This is a genomic window from Bacillus sp. MN7755 (genome assembly GCF_054771475.1).
Genome location: NZ_BTRL01000026.1, coordinates 91,493 through 113,104 on the forward strand (window position 1 = coordinate 91,493; position 21,612 = coordinate 113,104).

Here is a 21,612-nt window from a genome sequence, read left to right on the forward strand (position 1 = left end):
AATAAGAAGATGGTATACGTAAAGTGTGAAAATGCTAGTTTAAGTGAAAATATAATGTAAAAAAGTAAGTATTGATAAAAAGGATTTGGAATGATGATGACGTATTTATTATGTGTGCTTATTGAATTGCTGATCAACGCATTTTAAATCTTCATCAAATTTCTCGTGTGTCCGCTCGATTAATTTATGAAACATATCCCCAACATGTTCTTCTAAAACACGAATACCTTCTCCTGTAACGCCGCCTTTAACACATACTTTTTCTTGTAAAGTAGGCAATGTGAAAATCCCTTTTTCAAGTAGTTTCCCCATTCCAACGACCATTTCACTTACTAAAGTAGTGGCTTCTTCATGTGTAATATTTGTTTTATCTACAGCAGCGTTAATGAAACATTGTAATAAATAACTAAAGAATGCAGGACCACAGCTTGCTATATCAGATGAAACGCGCGTTATATCTTCTTCTATTACAAGGGGAGTAGAAATTTTTTTGAATAGGCGAAATAGTTTTTGTTGCCACTCTTCAGAGCAGTGACTTCCAAATGTAAATAGTGATGCGCCAGACAGAGCGCGGTTTGTAATGCTCGGAATAATACGTGCGACGTGGCAAGGTACAAGTGTCTCTAATTGTGATGGAGATATTGGACTTGTGATAGAAACTAAGCACTTTTCATCAGAAAAACGTTCAGCGTATTTTTGTAGGATCGGGTATATATCTATCGGCTTTACGCAAATAAAAATAAGATGTGATCGTTCGATTACTTCATCAATAGTTTTGGCTATATGAACAGAAGAGTATTTTTCCTTTATATGATATGCTTTGGCTGGCGTTCGATTAATAATTGTAAGGCACGAAGGTTTGACAGCACGGGTTTCTAAAAATGCATCGATTAGTATATTCCCCATGTTCCCTGTCCCTATAATTCCTATGTTCAATGTTTCATCCCTCCTTCGTAACAGCTTTCTCCTAAACAATATGAATGATGTTATAAATTTATGATTAGAGGTGTAAAATGATGTGGGATTTTCCAAAGAAATGGTTAGGATTAGTAGCTATTATTGGAATTGTACTTTTTCTTCTTTTCTGGAAAACGAACCAGCATACAGAGCGATCGGTCATTACAACGGATGTGCAAGCGAAAGAGATAGAGAAAAAAAGTAAACCGAAAATATCGGATACAAAGCAGCAGAAAAAAATAATTATAATTGATATGAAAGGGGCTGTTGTTAAAGAGGGAGTGTATGAAATGAAAGAAGGGGACCGGGTCAAGGATGCTATTGAAAAGGCAGGTGGTTTTTTGCCCGAGGCAGATAGGAAAAAGGTAAATTTAGCGCAAGTGGTACAAGACCAAATGATCCTTTATGTGCCAGATAAAAACGAACAAGTGCAAGAAGGGGCTGCTGTTTCAAAGGAGGAGGGGAAAGTTCAAATAAATGTAGCTTCTAAAGAACAACTTGAAAAAATTACAGGTATCGGTTCTAGGAAAGCAGAAAGTATTTTGAAATATCGTGAGGAACATGGTCCGTTTCAGAAAATAGAAGATTTATTAGAGATTGATGGGATTGGTGTGAAGTCTCTGGAAAAAATAAAAGATCAAATTATTATTCCGTAAAAGATTGACGAAGTTTTTCTTCATTCGCTACACTACAAGTAGATAAAAAAGTAGGTGAAAAATATGGAACGAATTTCATGGGATCAATATTTTATGACACAAAGCCATTTACTATCTCTACGTAGTACATGTACAAGGCTTGCGGTAGGAGCGACAATTGTTCGTGATAAACGAATTATTGCTGGTGGATATAATGGTTCAATTAAAGGTGGTGTACATTGTATAGATGATGGATGCTACGTTATTGATAATCATTGTGTTCGTACAATTCATGCGGAAATGAATGCTTTATTACAATGCGCAAAGTTTGGTGCGAAAACGGAGGACGCGGAAATTTACGTTACGCATTTCCCTTGTTTACAATGCTGTAAGGCAATTATTCAAAGTGGTATTACAGCAGTTTATTATGCACAGGATTATAAAAATCATCCGTATGCCGTAGAGTTATTTGAAAAAGCGAATGTAACAGTGAAGCATGTTCCGCTAGAATATGATATTGCAGCGTTAGAGGATCAAAAGCGTCATATGGAGTTAAAAGAACTATTTGCATCTTTAGAAAAAGAGAACTTATCAATGGAAGAATTACAACATGTATTCACGAAAGCAAAAATGATGCTATAAGGAGTGAGTATGAGTTGCATGGACAATGGGGCTATGTTGCAATCTCATTTATAATAGGGATTGCAATCGCCTTTTCCTCTTCGGTTGCACTACTGATGTGTTGTTTCGTTTTTTATGTTTTCTTTTGTTTATATCGTACTTCGCGTAAAACCTTCTTTTTTTGTATGATAGCGTGTTTTAGTGGCGCTATGTACACTACGTATGTTCAAGGACAAAATAAGCCTCTAGGAGATCCCTACGGACTTACAAGAGGAGTAATACAAAACACACCTCTTATTAACGGAGATCGCTTATCATTTCAAGTTGAAGATCAGAATAAAAATATAGTGCAGTTAAGTTACAAAATTAAATCAGCCTTGGAAAAGAAACAACTGCGACAATTACATGCAGGAGTATCATGTATATTCGAAGGTGAGAGGAAAGAACCGCAAGTAGCCCGCAATTTTCATGGTTTTAATTACCGTGATTATTTGTATAGGCAAAATATTCATTTCACATTTGATGCTACATATATTTCTGAATGCCATAAAACATCATTGTCACTCGTGCAACGGATTCTTCTTTTGAGGCAGCAAGCAATCTCGGGAGTTACAGAAATGTTTCCAGAGCAATCAGGTGCTTTTATGAATGCGTTAGTATTTGGTGATAGACTACAAATGACATTTGAAGTTGAAGAGCGATATCAACAATTTGGTCTTGTACATTTGTTGGCAATTTCAGGGTCGCATATCGTATTGTTAATGGTAATTGTGTATTTTATTTTGCTAAGAAGTGGTGTGACGAGGGAGATAGCAACATTATGTCTTATCTTCTGTATTCCTATATATATGATTTTTGCAGGAGCATCACCGTCTGTTATAAGAGCTTCTATAACAGGAGTTTTGATGTTGAGTACTTTCATGTGTTCTCTTCGTTTGTCTAGCTTCGATGCTTTAAGTGTAACGGCTATATGTATGCTTATATATGATCCATATCTTATTTATAATATTGGGTTTCAATTTTCTTTTGTTGGTAGTTTTGCTTTACTTTTGTCTGCCCCGCTTTTACTAGAGAGTAGTAATGGAGTGATCCGAAATTCTATTTATATTTCTCTTATTTCACAGCTCGTTAGTACTCCGATTTTGTTATATCACTTCGGTTATTTTTCTCCATATAGTATTTTTCTGAACATCCTATACGTTCCGTTTTTATCCCTCGTTGTATTGCCGTGTAGTATTGTTATTTTGGTATGTATACCAATCATTCCATTTCTTGCAAAAGGAATTGCGAATGTACTATCAATAGGTTTGAATCTTTCTAATGATTTTTTAATTTATTGTGAAAGCTTACCATTTATCCGCCTTAATTTCGGGCAAACACCTATACTTCTTGTAGCTCTATATTGTGTGAGTATAGTTAGTATATTGATGGTTTGGGAAAGGCGAATATCGAAGGGGATTATGTTTATAGCTTCGGGTATATTTCTTTTTATTTGTACATGTCATTATGTATATCCGTATTTTCGGGAAACCGGAAGTGTTACATTTCTTGATGTTGGACAGGGAGATGCAATATTAATTCGCCTCCCGTACGATAAAGAGATTTACCTCATTGATACCGGTGGAACAATTCGTGTAAACAAGGAAGAATGGCAGCGGAAAAAGCATGAATTTTCAGTTGGAAATGATATTTTAATTCCTTATTTACAAAAGGAAGGCATTAAAACGATCGATAAATTAATCGTAACGCATGGAGATGCGGACCATATAGGTGCTGCGGAAGAGTTATTATCAAATATAACCGTAAAAGAAGTTGTATTTGGCCGAAAGCAACAAGATGCAGTATTAGAAACAGTAATAAAGAAACAGGCGTTAGAAAAGGAAGTGAAAATAAGGGAAGTGGGAGAAGGGGAGAGTTGGAGTGTAAATGAAGCGGAATTTTTTGTACTAGCTCCAACGGGAAAAGAAAGAAGTGAAAATAACGCTTCAATTGTAATATGGGCAAAATTAGGAGGGGTAACGTGGCTGTTTACAGGTGATTTAGAAGAAGAAGGAGAGAAGGTTTTAGTAGCTACGTATCCAGATTTACGGGCGGATGTTTTAAAGGTTGCTCATCATGGGAGTAACACGTCGTCTATAGTGCCTTTTCTGAGCGCCGTACAGCCTAATATAGCGATTATTTCTGCCGGTGAGCGTAATAGGTATGGGCACCCTCATAAGGAAGTTATAGAGCGTTTTGAGAAGATGGGGATTGAAATATGGCGCACGGATAAGCAAGGTGCTATTTCCTATATTTTTAAAGGGGAACACGGAACCTTTCATAGCAAAATCACATATGATGAAACACATAATAGATAAAAAGAAGACTGCCAGTAAGCAGCAGTCTTTAAGAACCAATAAATTTAATAACAGTTGCAATGATGAAAAGTGTTGCGAAAAAACCAAATGAGACGATAAATCCTACCCCTGAATCAATAGCGTCATTGCGTTTACTTTGAACGTTTTGTTCAAAATCATTCATTTAGAATCCCTCCCCAACATTCCACTTTAGTATAAAATATTGTCAGAAAAAAATCTACAATTTCCATATGAAGAGAAATCGAGTGTTTTTACTACTTTTAAATCAGGAAGTAACGTGAGTTTTTTGTTTCCAAGCATGTTAACAGTTGGCACTTATACTCGAATTTTTATTGTGAATAATAAAGGGAAGGTGATTACCGCACACCAATAAGAAACCCGGGGCTTATTGCGTGGCGTTTAATATAAATAAAGGGACGGGTTATACAGCCTGTTCCTTTGTACTTGTAAAACAAAAGCTAGGGCATTAGTATAAATATATATTGCCAAGTTAGGGAGTAGGAAAAAGTATGAGTAGTGATATACATAAAAAGATTAAAAAGAAGCAGTTTGCTCCGTTGTATTTGCTGTATGGAACGGAAGCGTTTTTTATAAATGAAACGATAAAGCTTATTACAACAGAAGCGCTTGAAGAGGAAGATCGTGAGTTTAATGTTGTGACATATGATTTAGAAGAAGCGTATTTAGAAGATGTGGTTGAGGATGCACGTACACTTCCTTTTTTTGGAGAACGTAAAGTGCTATTAATAAAATCACCACTATTTTTAACTGCACAAAAAGAAAAGTTAGAGCAAAACATAAAGATTTTAGAAGAATATATTGGAGAGCCTTCTCCATTTTCTATTCTTGTTTTTGTTGCGCCTTACGAAAAGCTGGATGAACGAAAAAAAATTACAAAATTATTAAAGAAAACAGCGGATATAGTAGAAGCAAATACGATGCAGGTGCAGGATGTTCAGAAGTGGATTGTTGCTCGTGCAGATGAAGTGCATGTACATATTGATAATGCAGCTGTTAGTTTGTTGTTAGAGCTTGTAGGAAGTAATGTAACGATGTTGGCGAAGGAAATGGACAAGTTAACGTTATATGTCGGTATGGGCGGAGAGATTACATCGAAACTTGTTGCCGAGCTTGTGCCAAAATCAGTTGAACAAAATGTGTTTGCTTTAACAGAAAAAGTGGTGAAAAAAGATATCGCGGGTGCGATGCAAATTTTGGATGGATTATTTACGCAGCAAGAGGAACCGATTAAATTGCTTGCGTTATTAGTAAGTCAATTCCGCTTGCTGCATCAAGTGAAAGAGTTACAGCAACGTGGTTATGGACAAAATCAAATTGCTTCTCATATTGGTGTGCATCCATATCGTGTAAAGTTAGCGATGAATCAAACGAAGTTTTTCTCTTTTGAGGAACTAAAGAAAGTGATTATAGAATTAGCGGAAGCTGATTATAGTATGAAGACAGGAAAGATGGATAAGAAGCTTGTACTTGAGTTTTTCTTGATGCGGTTAAATCATATGTGATGATACAAAAAAAGTTCACGTTACCAAGTAACGTGAACTTTTTTGTATATAAAAAAACGACCCAAATGGATCGTTTTTTAAACGCCTTACGCGTTTACTTGTTTCGCTAAGCGAGATTTTTGACGAGCTGCAGCGTTTTGGTGGATAAGACCTTTACGAGCTGCTTTGTCAAGTTTTTTAGAAGCAGTTTTGAAAGCTTCTTTAGCAGTTTCAAGATCGTTATTAGTAACTAAAGCTTCTACAGTTTTAACAGCAGAACGCATGTCAGACTTGATAGAAGCGTTATGTGCACGACGCTCTTCGCTAAGTTTAGCGCGTTTGATAGCAGATTTGATGTTTGCCATACTTTTCACCTCCCTGGTGCAATCGAATGACTCGATTCTTACATAGAACAAGTGATATTCTATCAAACGGTGAAGAGAATTGCAATAGTATATCAATGAAATTTCACGTAAAGGAAAGAATGACCTTATATAACTTTGGGAAATCTAACGATATTTACTATGAATTACGGAGGAGATACGATGAAAGAACCATTAGATTTAAGTAAATATAGCGTTAGAACTGACCTTGCTGTAGAGGCGCATCAAATGTTACAAGAGCGCCAAGAAGAACAAAATGGAATACAAGGAGTTATTGTAAAAGAGAGGGAAGAAGAAGGTGTTACCATTACAAAAGTAACGATTGATGAAGTTGCGTCTGAATCGATGGGTAAAAAACCTGGAAATTATTTAACGCTTGAAGTACAAGGTATACGTCAACAAGATACGGAACTGCAACAAAAAGTAGAGCGCGTTTTTGCGAAAGAAATTTCTTATTTCCTAGAAGAGGTTGGTGTTACGAAAGAAGCGAGCTGCTTGGTCGTCGGTCTTGGGAATTGGAATGTAACGCCAGATGCACTTGGACCGATAGTGGTAGAAAATGTATTGGTAACGAGACATTTGTTTCAACTGCAGCCTGAAAGTGTAGAAGAAGGGTTTAGACCTGTTAGTGCAATTCGTCCTGGGGTAATGGGGATTACAGGAATTGAAACAAGCGATGTTATTTATGGGATTATTGAGAAGACCAATCCGGACTTTGTCATTGCAATTGATGCGTTAGCTGCCCGTTCTATTGAACGAGTAAATAGTACGATACAAATTTCTGATACAGGAATTCATCCTGGATCTGGTGTTGGGAATAAACGTAAGGAGCTAAGTAAAGAAACATTAGGAATTCCTGTTATTGCTATTGGTGTTCCGACTGTAGTTGATGCCGTTTCGATTACAAGCGATACAATTGATTTTATTTTGAAGCACTTTGGAAGAGAGATGAAAGAGGGACATAAGCCATCAAGATCTTTATTACCTGCGGGATTTTCATTTGGAGAAAAGAAAAAATTAACAGAAGAAGATATGCCGGATGAAAAAAGCCGAAATATGTTTTTAGGTGCTGTAGGTACACTGGAAGATGAAGAGAAGAGAAAATTAATTTATGAAGTGTTATCTCCTCTTGGCCATAATTTAATGGTGACTCCGAAAGAAGTGGATGCTTTCATAGAGGATATGGCAAATGTAATAGCGAGTGGGTTAAATGCAGCGCTGCATCATCAAATTGACCAAGATAATACAGGGGCATATACACATTGATGGGAAGAGATGATAATAGTTTAAGTCACTTTTCACTTTTATGTATATGTAGTGCAGCTATATGTTTACTTATGGTGATAGCAGGGATGGCACTTGCTAATCATGGTTTAAAAAGTATGAAAGGTTATCAGCAAATGTCATATGAACAAATAGCACATATGACAGGAACAGAGGGTGCGGTTGCTGAATTAGAAATTTCGGGAAGTTCGTTTTCGACAATTGAGAAACAAAAACAATTAGAAAGCTTGAGAAGTTTTAATGTTTTAGAAGGAATTGGTATGGCGATAGCAAGTGTTTCTTATGAAGTAACAAAGTTTGGGGTAGATATAGTTGTTGGGAAAGTAAAAGAAATTTTTAGTTAAGAGTCAAACGGAGGACGGTTGTTTTACAGATTTGTAAGACAGCCGTTTTTTAATTTGAAAAAGGTTTGTCTCTTATGGTTTGTTCGCATAAGATATAGATAGAATGATTTGTATCGTAAGCAGCACGAGTTTTCATTGAATCTTTGTTGCTCTATTGATATAATCAGTGCTAGTGTATATTGGCGAGACTATTAGGAGTTGAGAACATAGATGAACAAAGAAGAAAGAGCAAAAAGACAGTCCAAAATTCGTAATTTCTCTATCATTGCTCATATTGACCACGGAAAGTCAACGTTAGCAGACCGTATTTTAGAGAAAACAAACGCGTTAACACAACGTGAAATGAAAGCTCAATTGCTTGACTCTATGGATTTAGAGCGTGAGCGTGGTATTACAATTAAATTAAACGCAGTACAATTAAACTATACAGCAAAAGACGGTGAAGAATATATTCTTCACTTAATTGATACACCAGGACACGTCGACTTTACGTACGAAGTATCACGTAGTTTAGCGGCTTGTGAAGGCGCAATTCTTGTAGTGGATGCAGCACAAGGTATTGAAGCACAAACGTTAGCGAACGTATACTTAGCGCTTGATAATAATTTAGAGATTTTACCGGTTATTAACAAAATTGACTTACCAAGTGCAGACCCGGAGCGTGTACGTCAAGAGGTAGAAGATGTAATTGGTTTAGATGCATCAGAAGCTGTACTTGCTTCAGCAAAAGCTGGGATTGGTATTGAAGAAATTTTAGAACAAATTGTTGAGAAAGTACCAGCACCAACAGGTGATTCAGAAGATCCGTTACAATGTATGATTTTCGACTCTTTATATGATCCGTATCGCGGTGTAATTGCTTATATCCGTGTTGTAAATGGGACGGTAAAAGTTGGCGATAAAGTACGTATGATGGCAACTGGTAAAGAATTTGAAGTAACAGAAGTAGGTGTATTTACACCGAAGACTACGCAACGTGACGAGTTAACAGTAGGTGATGTAGGTTTCTTAGCAGCATCGATTAAAAATGTTGGTGACACACGTGTTGGTGATACGATTACACACGCGAAACGTCCAGCTGCAGAGCCGTTAGCAGGTTATCGTAAATTAAACCCAATGGTATTCTGTGGTTTATATCCGATTGATTCTGCGCGTTACAACGACTTACGTGATGCGTTAGAAAAATTAGAGTTAAATGATTCTGCACTTGAGTTTGAACCAGAAACATCTCAAGCGCTAGGATTTGGTTTCCGCTGTGGTTTCTTAGGACTTCTTCACATGGAAATCATTCAAGAACGTATTGAACGTGAATTTAAGATTGATTTAATTACAACAGCGCCAAGTGTTATTTATAAAGTTTATTTAACAAACGGTGAAGATGTTATTGTTGATAATCCATCTAATATGCCAGATCCACAGTCTATCGATCGTGTAGAAGAGCCGTTTGTGAAGGCTTCAATTATGGTTCCCAATGACTATGTTGGAGCTGTAATGGAAATTTGCCAAGGTAAACGTGGAACGTTTATTGATATGCAATATTTAGATGAAACACGTGTTACATTAACGTATGAAATCCCGTTATCAGAAATCGTATATGATTTCTTCGATCAGTTGAAATCAAATACGAAAGGGTATGCATCATTTGATTACGAGTTAATTGGTTATAAACCATCTAAACTTGTGAAAATGGATATTCTTTTAAATAATGAACAAGTGGATGCTTTATCATTTATCGTACACCGTGATTCAGCGTATGACCGCGGTAAAGTAATCGTAGAAAAATTAAAAGAATTAATTCCAAGACAACAGTTCGAAGTGCCGATTCAGGCGACTATCGGGAACAAAGTTGTAGCACGTTCTACAATTAAGGCGATGCGTAAAAACGTACTTGCAAAATGTTATGGTGGTGACATTTCTCGTAAGCGTAAACTTCTTGATAAGCAAAAAGAAGGTAAAAAACGTATGAAGTCTGTTGGTTCTGTAGAGGTACCGCAAGAAGCGTTCATGGCTGTACTGAAAATGGATGACAACTAATATTTACTTGTTATATAAAAAAAGAAGCCGTTTATACGGCTTCTCTTTTTGTATCATTACTTTTTAGACATCTGAGTATCTCTCAATTACAATAGTGAGAGATGCTTTTTAGTTCATACAGAGTTAGGAGTTTGTTAATGTCCGAAAATATTCGAAAAGATATTCATGAGAAGATACAAAATGGTAATTTTAATTGTGAAAAGGAATTAACCCTTTCTATTATTAGCGGGAAGTGGAAAGTTGTGATACTGTGGCATCTTGGTGTAGAAGGGCCTCATCGTTTTAGTGAATTACAACGATTATTCCCAAACATTTCTCATAAAGTTTTGTCGAACCAATTAAAAGAGTTAATGGAAGATGGGATTGTTGATCGAACAGTATACCCAGAAATTCCTCCACGAGTGGAGTATTATATGACGGAATTAGGCATGTCGCTTTTACCAATCGTTGAAATGATGTATGATTGGGGAAAAATGCGAATGGAACAAATTCGTAATACGTTAGAGAAGTAAAGAACCCTCCCGAGTGCGGAGGTTTTCTTTTTAGAAAGGTAGGAGTTATATTTGGTACAAGCTGCATATATTCATATTCCGTTTTGTCAGCATATTTGTCACTATTGTGATTTTAATAAAGTGTTCATTGAACGCCAACCGGTTGATCAATATTTAGATTATCTAGAGAAAGAAATAATAAACACGGTTCAAAAAGTACCGTTTGATAGTATGAAAACGATTTTTGTTGGTGGGGGAACTCCGACAGCGTTAAATATGGAACAGACAAAAAAGCTACTCGATATTATTAACCGTCGTTTGCGTCCGTTTGCTCCGAATTGTGAATTAACATTTGAAGCGAATCCAGGTGACTTGCCGAAAGAGAAGTTAAACGTATTGCTAGAAGGTGGAGTGAACAGAATTAGTTTTGGTGTGCAAACATTTCGAGATGAACTGCTTGAGAAAATTGGTCGCAAACATACAAGGGAAGATGCCTTTGTAGCGATTAGAGAAGCACAGGAAGTGGGCTTCAAAAATATTAATATAGATATTATTTATGCTTTGCCAGGACAAACGATAGAAGACGTAAAGGAAACATTAGATATTGCTTTTACGCTTGGTGTACAACATTTCTCGGCATATTCATTAATTGTGGAACCGAAAACAGTGTTTTATAACTTAATGAATAAGGGGAAATTACGTCTTCCAGGTGAAGATCACGAAGCGAAAATGTACGAAATGGTAATGGATGAAATGGAGAAACATGGTTATAAGCAGTATGAAATTAGCAATTTCTCAAAAGGTGATAATGAAAGTAGACATAATCTCACATACTGGAATAATGAAGAGTATTATGGATTTGGAGCTGGGGCTCATAGTTATGTAAATGGAGAACGTATCCAAAATGTAGGGCCACTGAAGCAATATTTCAATAAAATTGATGAAACGGATTTTCCATATTTAGACGTCCACGCAGTGACGGAGAAAGAAAGAATGGAAGAAGAACTGTTCTTAGGGCTTCGAAAAACAAAAGGTGTATCTAAAATGGCGTTCCAAAAGAAATTTGATATGGAGATGGATCAAGTTTTCGCGAAGCAGTTGCAAAGTAATCAAGAACAAGGGTTGCTTGAAGAGGGAGACGGATACGTGCGTTTAACACGAAAAGGAAAATTATTAGGGAATGAAGTGTTCCAGTCATTTTTGATTGATTAAATAAATGTTCTATAAACGTGAAAAAGTTTCATTATTTCGTGACGTTTCCGTTGACAATTGAATGTCAATTTTGGTAAGTTATTAATAGATTTAGCACTCGAAGACAAAGAGTGCTAACAGAGGTGATGATGAGATGCTTACGGAACGTCAGCTCTTAATTTTACAAACAATTATTGATGACTTTATTGGATCAGCGCAGCCGGTTGGTTCTAGAACGTTGGCTAAAAAAGATGAAATTACATTTAGTTCAGCTACTATTCGAAATGAAATGGCGGACTTAGAAGAATTAGGTTTTATTGAAAAAACGCACAGTTCTTCTGGCCGTGTTCCTTCTGAGAAGGGATACCGATTTTATGTAGACCATCTTTTAGCGCCGCAAAACTTACCGAAAGCTGAAATTGTACAAATTAAAGATTTATTTGCTGAAAGAATTTTTGAAGCGGAAAAAATTGCACAGCAATCGGCTCAAATTCTATCAGAACTTACGAATTATACGGCCATTGTTCTTGGACCGAAGTTAAGCACAAATAAACTTAAAAATGTACAAATTGTGCCGCTTGATCGTCAAACTGCAGTCGCTATTATTGTAACTGATACAGGGCATGTACAAAGTAAAACGATTACCGTTCCGGAATCTGTTGATTTATCAGATTTAGAAAAAATGGTTAATATTTTAAATGAAAAGCTATCGGGTGTACCGATGGAAGAACTGCATAATAAAATCTTTAAGGAGATTGTTACAGTTTTACGTGGGTATGTTCATAATTACGATAGTGCAATAAAAATGTTAGATGGTACATTTCAAGTTCCGTTATCGGAAAAGATATACTTTGGAGGAAAAGCAAATATGCTTTCGCAACCAGAGTTCCATGACATTCACAAAGTAAGATCCTTGCTGACGATGATTGATAATGAAGCTGAGTTTTATGATATTTTGCGTCATAAACAAGTCGGTATTCAAGTGAAAATTGGTAGGGAAAACTCTGCGACAGCCATGGAAGATTGTAGTTTAATTTCTGCAACGTATTCGATTGGAGAAGAGCAGCTTGGAACGATTGCTATTTTAGGTCCGACGAGAATGCAATACTCTCGTGTAATTAGTTTGTTGCAGTTATTTACGAGACAATTTACTGATGGACTTAAAAAGTAAATGAGAGTAATACATTCGCTCAAGTAATGGAATTTTCATTGCTGTGTGTAATATATAATACTTAGGTAATCATGCTATGCATGATAACTAATACCTTTTAAGGAGGTGAATATTGTGGAAGAGCGTAACGAACAAGTGGTAGAAGAAGTAAAAGAAGCGCAAGTTGAAGAAGCTGTCACGCCAGAAAACAGTGAAGAAACTGTAGAAGAAAAAAGTGAGGCTGCTCTTTTACAAGAAAAAGTAGATGAGTTACAAGCGAAACTAACGGAAACGGAAGGTCGCACATTACGTCTACAAGCTGATTTTGAAAATCATAAGCGTCGTGTCCAAATGGATAAACAGGCTGCTGAAAAATATAGAGCGCAAAGTCTAGTTTCAGACATCTTGCCAGCCCTTGATAACTTTGAAAGAGCGATGCAAGTGGAAGCAAGTGATGAGCAAACGAAATCCTTATTACAAGGTATGGAAATGGTGCATCGTCAATTGCTAGAAGCGTTGGCTAAAGAAGGTGTGGAAGTGATTGAAGCTGTTGGTAAACAGTTTGATCCTAATGAACACCAAGCTATTATGCAAGTGGAAGACAGTGAATTTGAATCAAACGCGGTAGTTGAAGAATTCCAAAAAGGTTATAAACTAAAAGACCGTGTGATTCGCCCATCAATGGTAAAAGTAAATCAATAATTTACATAAAAGTAGGAGGATTCGCCATGAGTAAAATTATCGGTATTGACTTAGGTACAACAAACTCTTGTGTAGCTGTTATGGAAGGTGGAGAACCAAAGGTTATCCCAAATCCAGAAGGAAACCGTACAACACCTTCTGTTGTAGCTTTCAAAAATGAAGAGCGTCAAGTTGGGGAAGTTGCAAAGCGTCAAGCAATTACAAACCCAAATACAATCATGTCTGTTAAACGTCATATGGGTACAGACTACAAAGTAGAAGTTGAAGGTAAAGATTATACACCACAAGAAATTTCTGCAATCATTTTACAAAACCTAAAAGCTTCTGCTGAAGCATACTTAGGTGAAACAGTAACGAAAGCTGTTATTACAGTACCTGCATACTTCAACGATGCAGAACGTCAAGCAACAAAAGATGCTGGTCGTATCGCTGGTTTAGAAGTTGAGCGTATCATTAACGAACCAACAGCAGCAGCGCTTGCTTACGGTTTAGAAAAACAAGATGAAGAGCAAAAAATCTTAGTATATGACTTAGGTGGCGGTACATTTGACGTATCTATCCTTGAGTTAGCAGACGGAACATTCGAAGTTATTTCAACTGCTGGTGACAACCGTCTTGGTGGAGATGACTTTGACCAAGTTATTATTGACCACTTAGTAGCTGAATTCAAAAAAGAAAATAACATTGATTTAAGCCAAGATAAAATGGCACTTCAACGTCTGAAAGATGCAGCTGAAAAAGCGAAAAAAGATCTTTCTGGTGTAACACAAACACAAATTTCATTACCATTCATTAGTGCTGGAGCTGCTGGTCCATTACACTTAGAATTAACATTAACAAGAGCGAAATTCGAAGAGATTTCAGCAAGTCTTGTTGAAAGAACGTTAGAGCCAACTCGTCGTGCATTAAAAGACGCTGGTTTTGCTCCAAGTGAATTAGATAAAGTTATCCTTGTTGGTGGGTCTACTCGTATCCCAGCTGTACAAGAAGCTATTAAACGTGAGACTGGTAAAGAACCATATAAAGGTGTAAATCCTGATGAAGTTGTAGCATTAGGTGCTGCAGTTCAAGGTGGCGTACTTACTGGTGATGTAGAAGGCGTACTATTATTAGATGTAACTCCACTTTCTTTAGGTATTGAAACTATGGGTGGCGTGTTCACGAAATTAATCGAGCGTAACACTACAATTCCAACAAGTAAGTCACAAGTATTCTCAACAGCTGCTGATAACCAACCAGCAGTAGACATTCACGTATTACAAGGTGAGCGTCCAATGTCAGCTGACAACAAAACATTAGGTCGTTTCCAATTAACAGACCTTCCACCAGCACCACGTGGTATTCCACAAATCGAAGTAACATTCGATATTGATGCGAACGGTATTGTTAACGTACGTGCGAAAGATTTAGGAACAAGCAAAGAGCAAGCTATTACAATCCAATCTTCTTCAGGTCTTTCTGATGAAGAAGTAGATCGTATGGTACAAGAAGCAGAAGCAAACGCTGACGCTGACCAAAAACGTAAGGAAGAAGTTGAACTTCGTAACGAAGCTGACCAACTTGTATTCCAAACAGATAAAGTTGTAAAAGATTTAGAAGGTAAAGTGGATGCGGCTGAAGTTGCAAAAGCAACAGAAGCGAAAGAAGCATTACAAGCTGCGATTGAGAAGAACGAGCTTGAGGAAATCCGTGCGAAAAAAGACGCTTTACAAGAAATCGTACAACAATTAACTGTTAAATTATACGAGCAAGCTCAAGCAGCTGCAGGGCAAGCAGAAGGTGCACAAGGAGCACAAGATGCTGGCGCGAAGAAAGACAATGTAGTAGACGCTGAGTTTGAAGAAGTAAAAGAAGATAAGTAATAATAAATAAGTAAGATGACAAAAAGTCAAAGTCAAGCGTGCCTTGGCTTTGGCTTTTTGTATGAATGAGAAGGAATGTGTGAGGATCTTAAGTTTTTTATTTTGCATACTGTAAGTAAGGAAACTTTGTTGCAAAGCACTTTCTTTCGGTGTTAAAATTACGTTTATGTGAAAGATTCGGGGGTTGTAAATTTATGAGTAAACGAGATTATTATGAGGTCCTTGGGCTTAGCAAGGGTGCTTCAAAAGATGAAATAAAAAAAGCGTATCGTCGTTTGGCTAAAAAATACCATCCAGACGTAAGTAAAGAAGAAAATGCAATTGAAAAGTTTAAAGAAGTACAAGAAGCATACGAAGTATTAAGTGATGATCAAAAGCGCGCGCAATACGATCAATTTGGTCATGCTGGTGCAAATCAAGGCTTTGGTGGCTTTGGCGGCGGAGGAGACTTCGGCGGAGGCTTCGGTTTCGAAGATATCTTTAGTTCATTCTTTGGCGGTGGTGGCGGCAGACGTCGTGATCCAAATGCTCCACGTCAAGGTGCTGACTTACAATATCAAGTTACTTTAGATTTTGAAGAAGCTATTTTTGGTAAAGAGTTAAATGTCGAGATTCCAGTAGAAGATCCATGTGATACTTGTAAAGGTAGCGGAGCAAAACCAGGAACTTCAAAAGAAACATGTAAACATTGCTCAGGATCAGGGCAAGTAAGTGTAGAGCAAAATACACCATTTGGTCGTATTGTAAACCGTCAAGCTTGTGGGCATTGTTCAGGAACTGGTCAAATGATTAAAGAAAAATGTACGACATGTCACGGTTCTGGTAAAGTTCGTAAACATAAAAAAATCAACGTTAAAATTCCAGCGGGTATCGATAACGGTCAACAAATTCGTGTATCTGGAAAAGGTGAAGCGGGCGTAAATGGCGGGCCAGCAGGAGATTTATATGTTGTTGTTCATGTAAGAAGTCATGAATTCTTTGAGCGTGAAGGAGATCACATTATTTGTGAAATGCCATTAACGTTTGCGCAAATGGCACTTGGTGCTGAAGTGGAAGTTCCTACTGTTCATGGTAAAGTGAAGCTGAAAATTCCAGCAGGAACACAAACAGGAACAGAATTCCGCTTAAAAGGAAAAGGTGCTCCGAACGTACGTGGATATGGTCAAGGGGATCAATATGTAGTCGTGCGTGTTGTTGTACCGACGAAATTAACTTCACATCAAAAAGATTTATTACGTGAATTTGCAGGACAAGAAGAGCAGGATGATAGTTTATTCGGAAAGCTTAAACGTGCTTTCAAAGGGGAATAATGGAAATAAAAAATGGAGTTGGTAAATTGTGAAATGGTCAGAAATTAGTATTCATACAACAGAAGAAGCAGTAGAAGCTGTCTCTCATATTTTACATGAAGCTGGTGCTAGTGGAGTTGCGATTGAGGACCCGGCGGAGTTGACGAAAGAGCGCGAGCAACAATATGGTGAAATTTATGCATTGAACCCAGATGAATACCCGGAGGAAGGTGTGTTAATAAAAGCATATTTCCCGCAAACGGATTCTTTACAGGAGACAATTGCAGGTGTAAAATCATCTATTGATGTGCTTCCATCTTACGACATCGAAATTGGTACTGGAAATATTACCGTTAACGAAGTCAATGAAGAAGATTGGGCTACTGCTTGGAAAAAATATTACCATCCAGTACAAATTTCTGATACATTCACAATTGTACCGACGTGGGAAGAATATACACCATCTTCTCCGGAAGAAAAAATTATTGAATTAGATCCAGGTATGGCGTTTGGGACAGGAACTCATCCAACAACAACGATGTGTATCCGTGCTTTAGAAAAAACAGTACAGCCAGGTGACGCTATCATTGATGTAGGAACAGGTTCTGGTGTACTGAGTATTGCAGCAGCAAAATTGGGTGCGGCTTCTGTTCAAGCATATGATTTAGATCCGGTTGCGGTTGAAAGTGCAGAAATGAATGTACGTTTAAATAAAACAGATGATATCGTATCTGTTGGACAGAATAGTCTTTTAGAGGGTATTGAAGGTCCTGTTGATTTAATCGTAGCTAACTTATTAGCAGAAATTATTCTTTTATTCCCTGAAGATGCAGCAAGAGTTGTGAAGTCAGGCGGATTATTTATTACATCGGGCATTATTGCTGCGAAGGAAAAAGTGATTTCTGAGGCGCTAGAAAAAGCTGGATTTACAATTGAAGAAGTGTTACGAATGGAAGATTGGGTAGCAATTATTGCACGAAATGCGTAATATAGATTTTAGTCTATAATGAAAAGGAGAGTCTCTCACTATAAGGTGAGGGACTTGCCGTTTGTTATATGAAAAATGATAACGTTTCGTTCTTTTCGTAAGTATTGACTTACGAAAGGAACGAAACTCTACTAAGGTGATTATATGCAACGTTATTTTGTAGAAGAGAAATATGTAAATGAGACAAGTATTCGCATTGTAGGTGATGACGTACATCATATCGCAAGAGTGATGCGTATGTCAGCTGGTGATCACATTTATTGCTGTGTAAACGGAAAAACAGCAGTATGTTCAATTGATGAAATTACCAGTGAATTTATTAATACGGCTATTGTAGAATGGGGAGAGGCGTCAAGTGAACTTCCTGTTTTCGTGACGATTGCAAGTGGACTGCCAAAAGGAGACAAGCTAGAGTTAATTTTCCAAAAAGGAACAGAGCTTGGGGCAGCTGCATTCTTACCATTTCAAGCATCTCGCTCTATCGTAAAATGGGATGCGAAAAAAGCTGATAAAAAAGTTGAGCGTTTAAGAAAAATTGTGAAAGAAGCTGCGGAACAATCACATAGAAGTGAAGTTCCAGAAGTACATGCTCCAGCATCGTTTAAACAATTGCTTTCAATGAGTGGTGAGTATGATGTTTGTCTTGTTGCTTACGAAGAGGAAGCGAAACAAGGCGAGAAATCTAATTTTGCGAAAGCTTTAACGATGATGAAACCAGGTCAGAAGCTATTGATTGTATTTGGCCCAGAAGGCGGTTTAGCTGAGGAAGAGATTACAGCGCTTCGTGAACATAAATTTGTACCATGTAGTTTAGGACCAAGAATTTTAAGAACAGAAACGGCGCCGTTATACGCGTTAAGTGCTGCTTCGTATCATTTTGAATTGATGGGGTGATGATCAATGTCAACTGTTGCGTTCCATACGTTAGGTTGTAAAGTAAACCACTATGAAACAGAAGCCATTTGGCAATTGTTTAAACAAGGTGGATATGAAAGAACTGAATATGAAAAGAAAGCTGATGTATATGTTATTAATACGTGTACAGTAACGAATACGGGAGATAAGAAAAGTCGTCAAGTTATTAGACGTGCTGTTCGTCAAAATCCGGATGCAGTTATTTGTGTAACTGGATGTTATGCACAAACATCTCCAGCGGAAATTATGGCGATTCCTGGTGTAGATATTGTAGTTGGTACACAGGATCGTGAAAAGATGTTAGGATACATCGAAGAATTCCGCAAAGAGCGTCAACCAATTAATGCTGTCCGCAACATTATGAAAACACGTGTATACGAAGAACTGGATGTACCTTATTTCACGGATCGTACACGTGCATCTTTAAAAATACAAGAAGGTTGTAATAACTTCTGTACATTCTGTATTATACCTTGGGCGCGTGGTTTAATGCGTTCGCGTGATGGAAAAGAAGTTATTAAACAAGCACAGCAATTAGTAGATGCAGGATATAAAGAAATCGTATTAACAGGTATTCATACAGGTGGATACGGTGAAGATATTAAAGATTATAATTTAGCTGGGTTACTTCGTGATATGGAAGCGGAAGTAGGCGGATTAAAACGTCTTCGTATTTCTTCTATTGAAGCGAGTCAGATTTCAGATGAAGTAATTGAAGTGTTAGATAAGTCTGAAGTAGTTGTACGTCACTTACACATTCCGTTGCAATCTGGATCTAATACTGTATTAAAACGTATGCGTCGTAAGTATACGATGGAATTCTTCCAAGAGCGTTTAGATCGTTTGAAAGAAGCGTTACCAGGTCTTGCGATTACATCAGACGTAATCGTTGGTTTCCCAGGTGAAACAGAAGAAGAATTCATGGAAACATACAATTTCATTAAAGAGAATCGCTTCTCTGAGTTACACGTGTTCCCTTACTCAAAACGTACAGGAACACCTGCAGCACGCATGGAAGATCAAGTTCCTGAAGATGTGAAGAACGATCGTGTTCACCGTTTAATTGAACTATCTAATCAATTAGCGAAAGAGTATGCGTCACAGTTTGAAGGCGAAGTACTTGAAATTATTCCAGAAGAGCAATTTAAAGAGGGCGACCGTGAAGGATTATATGTAGGTTATACAGATAACTACTTGAAAATTGTATTTGAAGGGTCAGAAGAATTAATTGGTAAACTAGTGAAAGTGAAAATCACGAAAGCTGGTTATCCATATAATGAAGCGCAATTTGTTCGTGTTCTTGAAGATGATGTGAAAAAAGAATCAGCAAGCGCATAAAGTGAAACTGTAATCAGCGTAGGATTCATCCCCCCGCTGATTATTAGCCCTCACCAATCGGGCTTTTACGGGCAGCACGATCCCCACCTAACTTCTTTGTTTTCGCTGAATTTTGAGTGGGGGTCTTACTGCCTGGCAAATAGCGGGCAAAGAAAGCATGCAAACGGAAACGATTTGCATGCTTTCTTTTTTTAGTGGAGACGTTAAGTACTGAAAAGGTATGAAATGAGTAGTTGTTTCGTACATTCCTGTATGAAAAAAGGTGTAATGACCAAAATATAGTTGTCTTCAGGTAAAAGAATAACAGCCATCTGCATAGTTTTTGAAAAAGGAAGAGCATCTATTCTTCTTTTATTCTGCCAAATAGTTGACCTGAAGTGATAAAATGTATTATAATCGTAAAAGACATGCTGAAGAAGTGTTTCTTTTTGCATGCTGAAGTTAGTATGTAAGTGTGATGTTTCGGAGGGAGGGAAAGAGAATGTCAAAAACAGTCGTTCGTAAAAACGAGTCTTTGGAGGATGCACTTCGCCGTTTTAAAAGATCGGTTTCTAAAACTGGTACACTTGCTGAAGCAAGAAAGCGCGAGTTTTATGAAAAACCAAGTGTAAAACGTAAGAAGAAATCTGAAGCGGCAAGAAAGCGTAAATTCTAAGAGAGGGTGTAAGTTATGAGTCTTCTCGGTCGTTTAAACGATGATATGAAACAAGCGATGAAGAATAAACAAAAAGAAAAATTAACCGTCATTCGTATGGTTAAGGCTGCTTTACAAAATGAAGGTATTAAACTGCAACATACTCTTACTGAAGAAGAGGAATTAACAGTTTTAGCTCGTGAAGTAAAACAGTATAAGGACTCCCTCCTTGAATTTAAAAAAGCTGGTCGTGAAGACCTTGTTGATAAACTGCAAAGTGAAATTCGGATTTTAAGCGCATATTTGCCAGAGCAATTAACGGAAGAAGAATTAGCGAATGTAATTAAGCAAGTTATTTCTGAAGTTGGTGCTACTTCTAAAGCAGATATGGGTAAGGTGATGACTGCTGTTATGCCGAAAGTAAAAGGTAAAACAGACGGATCACTTGTGAATAAGCTGGTTATCCAGCTATTAGCATAAAAAAACGTCTCATTTCGTATGAGACGTTTTTTTATGCTTTTTTTCAGTTTGGACGTGATATTACAAGCTCTTTTTTCATACATATGGGATGAGAGGGGGTCTTTTGAGATGAAAAAATTAGAACAAATGAAGAATTGGTTAACGAAGCAAATAGACCTGCCAGTGGATGTGCTAATGGATCTACCTCGGATCACGCTTGTTGGGCAAGTGCATATCTATATAGAAAATCATCGAGGTTTATTAGTGTTTTCAGATAAAGAAGTAAGATTGTTGTTAAAGCATGGTCAATTATTAATTAAGGGACAGTCCTTTGTTATTAAAACAATCCTTCCGGAAGAACTTTTGCTGGAAGGGATAATTGAGCAAGTGACATTTTTAGAAGACGAAAAGAAAGAGAAGTGAGGGAAACTTCCGTATGTGAAGTTTTTCTTCTTTATTCTAACAATTTGACCCTA

22 protein-coding genes are annotated in these 21,612 nt (G+C 37.2%); 19 read left to right on the forward strand and 3 right to left on the reverse strand.

The annotated features are described in order from the left end of the window. Window positions 1-108: 108 nt before the first annotated feature. Window positions 109-936: a late competence protein ComER gene (gene comER, locus ACYVEC_RS25850; protein ID WP_063222912.1), complete on the reverse strand. Its 828-nt coding sequence runs from the start codon at window positions 934-936 to the stop codon at window positions 109-111. A 77-nt stretch (window positions 937-1,013) separates the two neighbouring features. Here comER and comEA point away from each other — a divergent pair, with 77 nt between their 5' ends. The 3 genes from comEA (at window position 1,014) to ACYVEC_RS25865 (ending at window position 4,570) form a co-directional block, all read left to right on the forward strand. Next, window positions 1,014-1,613 carry a competence protein ComEA gene (gene comEA / locus ACYVEC_RS25855; RefSeq protein WP_063222913.1) on the forward strand — a complete coding sequence of 200 codons (600 nt, stop codon included), beginning with the start codon at window positions 1,014-1,016 and terminating at the stop codon, window positions 1,611-1,613. 63 nt (window positions 1,614-1,676) lie between these two features. After that, window positions 1,677-2,234: a ComE operon protein 2 gene (locus tag ACYVEC_RS25860; protein ID WP_063222914.1), complete on the forward strand. Its 558-nt coding sequence runs from the start codon at window positions 1,677-1,679 to the stop codon at window positions 2,232-2,234. Between the two features lie 14 nt (window positions 2,235-2,248). Beyond that, window positions 2,249-4,570: a DNA internalization-related competence protein ComEC/Rec2 gene (locus ACYVEC_RS25865; protein WP_063222915.1), complete on the forward strand. Its 2,322-nt coding sequence runs from the start codon at window positions 2,249-2,251 to the stop codon at window positions 4,568-4,570. Window positions 4,571-4,598: 28 nt separating this feature from the next. Here ACYVEC_RS25865 and ACYVEC_RS25870 read toward each other — a convergent pair whose 3' ends face one another. After that, window positions 4,599-4,733: a YqzM family protein gene (locus tag ACYVEC_RS25870; protein ID WP_000997609.1), complete on the reverse strand. Its 135-nt coding sequence runs from the start codon at window positions 4,731-4,733 to the stop codon at window positions 4,599-4,601. Window positions 4,734-5,079: 346 nt separating this feature from the next. Here ACYVEC_RS25870 and holA point away from each other — a divergent pair, with 346 nt between their 5' ends. Next, window positions 5,080-6,093 carry a DNA polymerase III subunit delta gene (gene holA, locus ACYVEC_RS25875; protein ID WP_063222916.1) on the forward strand — a complete coding sequence of 338 codons (1,014 nt, stop codon included), beginning with the start codon at window positions 5,080-5,082 and terminating at the stop codon, window positions 6,091-6,093. Window positions 6,094-6,179: 86 nt separating this feature from the next. Here the strand turns inward: holA and rpsT are convergent, their stop codons facing one another. After that, complete coding sequence (rpsT, locus tag ACYVEC_RS25880) at window positions 6,180-6,437, reverse strand: 30S ribosomal protein S20 (protein WP_060632317.1); 258 nt, start codon at window positions 6,435-6,437, stop codon at window positions 6,180-6,182. Window positions 6,438-6,617: 180 nt separating this feature from the next. Between rpsT and gpr the strand changes: the two genes are divergently transcribed. The 15 genes from gpr to yqfC all read left to right on the forward strand — a co-directional run bounded on the left by gpr (window position 6,618) and on the right by yqfC (window position 21,559). Continuing rightward, window positions 6,618-7,721 carry a GPR endopeptidase gene (gpr, locus tag ACYVEC_RS25885; RefSeq protein ID WP_460509016.1) on the forward strand — a complete coding sequence of 368 codons (1,104 nt, stop codon included), beginning with the start codon at window positions 6,618-6,620 and terminating at the stop codon, window positions 7,719-7,721. Further along, window positions 7,718-8,083, forward strand: coding sequence for a YqxA family protein (locus tag ACYVEC_RS25890; RefSeq protein WP_080468483.1), 366 nt, complete (start codon window positions 7,718-7,720; stop codon window positions 8,081-8,083). Before gpr ends, ACYVEC_RS25890 begins: the two co-directional genes overlap by 4 nt. A 210-nt stretch (window positions 8,084-8,293) precedes the next feature. Continuing rightward, on the forward strand, window positions 8,294-10,117 hold the full coding sequence (lepA, locus tag ACYVEC_RS25895; RefSeq protein ID WP_060632314.1) for an elongation factor 4: 1,824 nt from the start codon (window positions 8,294-8,296) through the stop codon (window positions 10,115-10,117). A 137-nt stretch (window positions 10,118-10,254) separates the two neighbouring features. After that, the gene (locus tag ACYVEC_RS25900) at window positions 10,255-10,629 is read left to right on the forward strand and encodes a winged helix-turn-helix transcriptional regulator (protein WP_060632313.1); all 375 of its coding nucleotides are present in this window, start codon (window positions 10,255-10,257) and stop codon (window positions 10,627-10,629) included. 51 nt (window positions 10,630-10,680) lie between these two features. Then, a complete protein-coding gene (hemW, locus tag ACYVEC_RS25905) occupies window positions 10,681-11,820 on the forward strand; it encodes a radical SAM family heme chaperone HemW (protein ID WP_063222919.1) in 1,140 nt (379 codons plus the stop codon). Between the two features lie 133 nt (window positions 11,821-11,953). After that, window positions 11,954-12,970 (forward strand): heat-inducible transcriptional repressor HrcA, encoded by a 1,017-nt coding sequence (hrcA, locus tag ACYVEC_RS25910; RefSeq protein WP_060632311.1) that lies wholly within the window; start codon window positions 11,954-11,956, stop codon window positions 12,968-12,970. A gap of 114 nt (window positions 12,971-13,084) precedes the next feature. Beyond that, entirely contained in the window at window positions 13,085-13,651 is a 567-nt protein-coding gene (gene grpE, locus ACYVEC_RS25915) for a nucleotide exchange factor GrpE (RefSeq protein WP_063222920.1), read from the forward strand. Window positions 13,652-13,677: 26 nt separating this feature from the next. Next, window positions 13,678-15,513: a chaperone protein DnaK gene (gene dnaK / locus ACYVEC_RS25920; protein ID WP_063222921.1), complete on the forward strand. Its 1,836-nt coding sequence runs from the start codon at window positions 13,678-13,680 to the stop codon at window positions 15,511-15,513. Window positions 15,514-15,707: 194 nt separating this feature from the next. After that, a complete protein-coding gene (dnaJ, locus tag ACYVEC_RS25925) occupies window positions 15,708-16,823 on the forward strand; it encodes a chaperone protein DnaJ (protein ID WP_063222922.1) in 1,116 nt (371 codons plus the stop codon). A gap of 28 nt (window positions 16,824-16,851) precedes the next feature. After that, window positions 16,852-17,790, forward strand: coding sequence for a 50S ribosomal protein L11 methyltransferase (gene prmA / locus ACYVEC_RS25930; RefSeq protein ID WP_063222923.1), 939 nt, complete (start codon window positions 16,852-16,854; stop codon window positions 17,788-17,790). A 144-nt stretch (window positions 17,791-17,934) separates the two neighbouring features. Continuing rightward, window positions 17,935-18,684: a 16S rRNA (uracil(1498)-N(3))-methyltransferase gene (locus ACYVEC_RS25935; RefSeq protein ID WP_063222924.1), complete on the forward strand. Its 750-nt coding sequence runs from the start codon at window positions 17,935-17,937 to the stop codon at window positions 18,682-18,684. Between the two features lie 6 nt (window positions 18,685-18,690). Continuing rightward, window positions 18,691-20,043 (forward strand): tRNA (N(6)-L-threonylcarbamoyladenosine(37)-C(2))-methylthiotransferase MtaB, encoded by a 1,353-nt coding sequence (gene mtaB, locus ACYVEC_RS25940; RefSeq protein ID WP_000108686.1) that lies wholly within the window; start codon window positions 18,691-18,693, stop codon window positions 20,041-20,043. Window positions 20,044-20,524: 481 nt separating this feature from the next. Beyond that, on the forward strand, window positions 20,525-20,698 hold the full coding sequence (gene rpsU, locus ACYVEC_RS25945; protein WP_000048061.1) for a 30S ribosomal protein S21: 174 nt from the start codon (window positions 20,525-20,527) through the stop codon (window positions 20,696-20,698). Between the two features lie 15 nt (window positions 20,699-20,713). Next, complete coding sequence (locus ACYVEC_RS25950) at window positions 20,714-21,157, forward strand: GatB/YqeY domain-containing protein (protein WP_063222925.1); 444 nt, start codon at window positions 20,714-20,716, stop codon at window positions 21,155-21,157. A gap of 108 nt (window positions 21,158-21,265) precedes the next feature. After that, a complete protein-coding gene (gene yqfC / locus ACYVEC_RS25955; protein WP_000732265.1) occupies window positions 21,266-21,559 on the forward strand; it encodes a sporulation protein YqfC in 294 nt (97 codons plus the stop codon). Window positions 21,560-21,612: the final 53 nt, after the last annotated feature.

What these genes read in the sequence shown, in the direction of transcription:
- comEA (WP_063222913.1), top strand. Translation starts at nt 1,014, where the DNA reads ATGATGTGGGATTTTCCAAAGAAATGGTTAGGATTAGTAGCTATTATT.
- ACYVEC_RS25860 (WP_063222914.1), top strand. Translation starts at nt 1,677, where the DNA reads ATGGAACGAATTTCATGGGATCAATATTTTATGACACAAAGCCATTTA.
- ACYVEC_RS25870 (WP_000997609.1), bottom strand. Translation starts at nt 4,733, where the DNA reads ATGAATGATTTTGAACAAAACGTTCAAAGTAAACGCAATGACGCTATT.
- holA (WP_063222916.1), top strand. Translation starts at nt 5,080, where the DNA reads ATGAGTAGTGATATACATAAAAAGATTAAAAAGAAGCAGTTTGCTCCG.
- rpsT (WP_060632317.1), bottom strand. Translation starts at nt 6,437, where the DNA reads ATGGCAAACATCAAATCTGCTATCAAACGCGCTAAACTTAGCGAAGAG.
- gpr (WP_460509016.1), top strand. Translation starts at nt 6,618, where the DNA reads ATGAAAGAACCATTAGATTTAAGTAAATATAGCGTTAGAACTGACCTT.
- lepA (WP_060632314.1), top strand. Translation starts at nt 8,294, where the DNA reads ATGAACAAAGAAGAAAGAGCAAAAAGACAGTCCAAAATTCGTAATTTC.
- ACYVEC_RS25900 (WP_060632313.1), top strand. Translation starts at nt 10,255, where the DNA reads ATGTCCGAAAATATTCGAAAAGATATTCATGAGAAGATACAAAATGGT.
- hrcA (WP_060632311.1), top strand. Translation starts at nt 11,954, where the DNA reads ATGCTTACGGAACGTCAGCTCTTAATTTTACAAACAATTATTGATGAC.
- dnaK (WP_063222921.1), top strand. Translation starts at nt 13,678, where the DNA reads ATGAGTAAAATTATCGGTATTGACTTAGGTACAACAAACTCTTGTGTA.
- dnaJ (WP_063222922.1), top strand. Translation starts at nt 15,708, where the DNA reads ATGAGTAAACGAGATTATTATGAGGTCCTTGGGCTTAGCAAGGGTGCT.
- ACYVEC_RS25935 (WP_063222924.1), top strand. Translation starts at nt 17,935, where the DNA reads ATGCAACGTTATTTTGTAGAAGAGAAATATGTAAATGAGACAAGTATT.
- mtaB (WP_000108686.1), top strand. Translation starts at nt 18,691, where the DNA reads ATGTCAACTGTTGCGTTCCATACGTTAGGTTGTAAAGTAAACCACTAT.
- rpsU (WP_000048061.1), top strand. Translation starts at nt 20,525, where the DNA reads ATGTCAAAAACAGTCGTTCGTAAAAACGAGTCTTTGGAGGATGCACTT.
- ACYVEC_RS25950 (WP_063222925.1), top strand. Translation starts at nt 20,714, where the DNA reads ATGAGTCTTCTCGGTCGTTTAAACGATGATATGAAACAAGCGATGAAG.
- yqfC (WP_000732265.1), top strand. Translation starts at nt 21,266, where the DNA reads ATGAAAAAATTAGAACAAATGAAGAATTGGTTAACGAAGCAAATAGAC.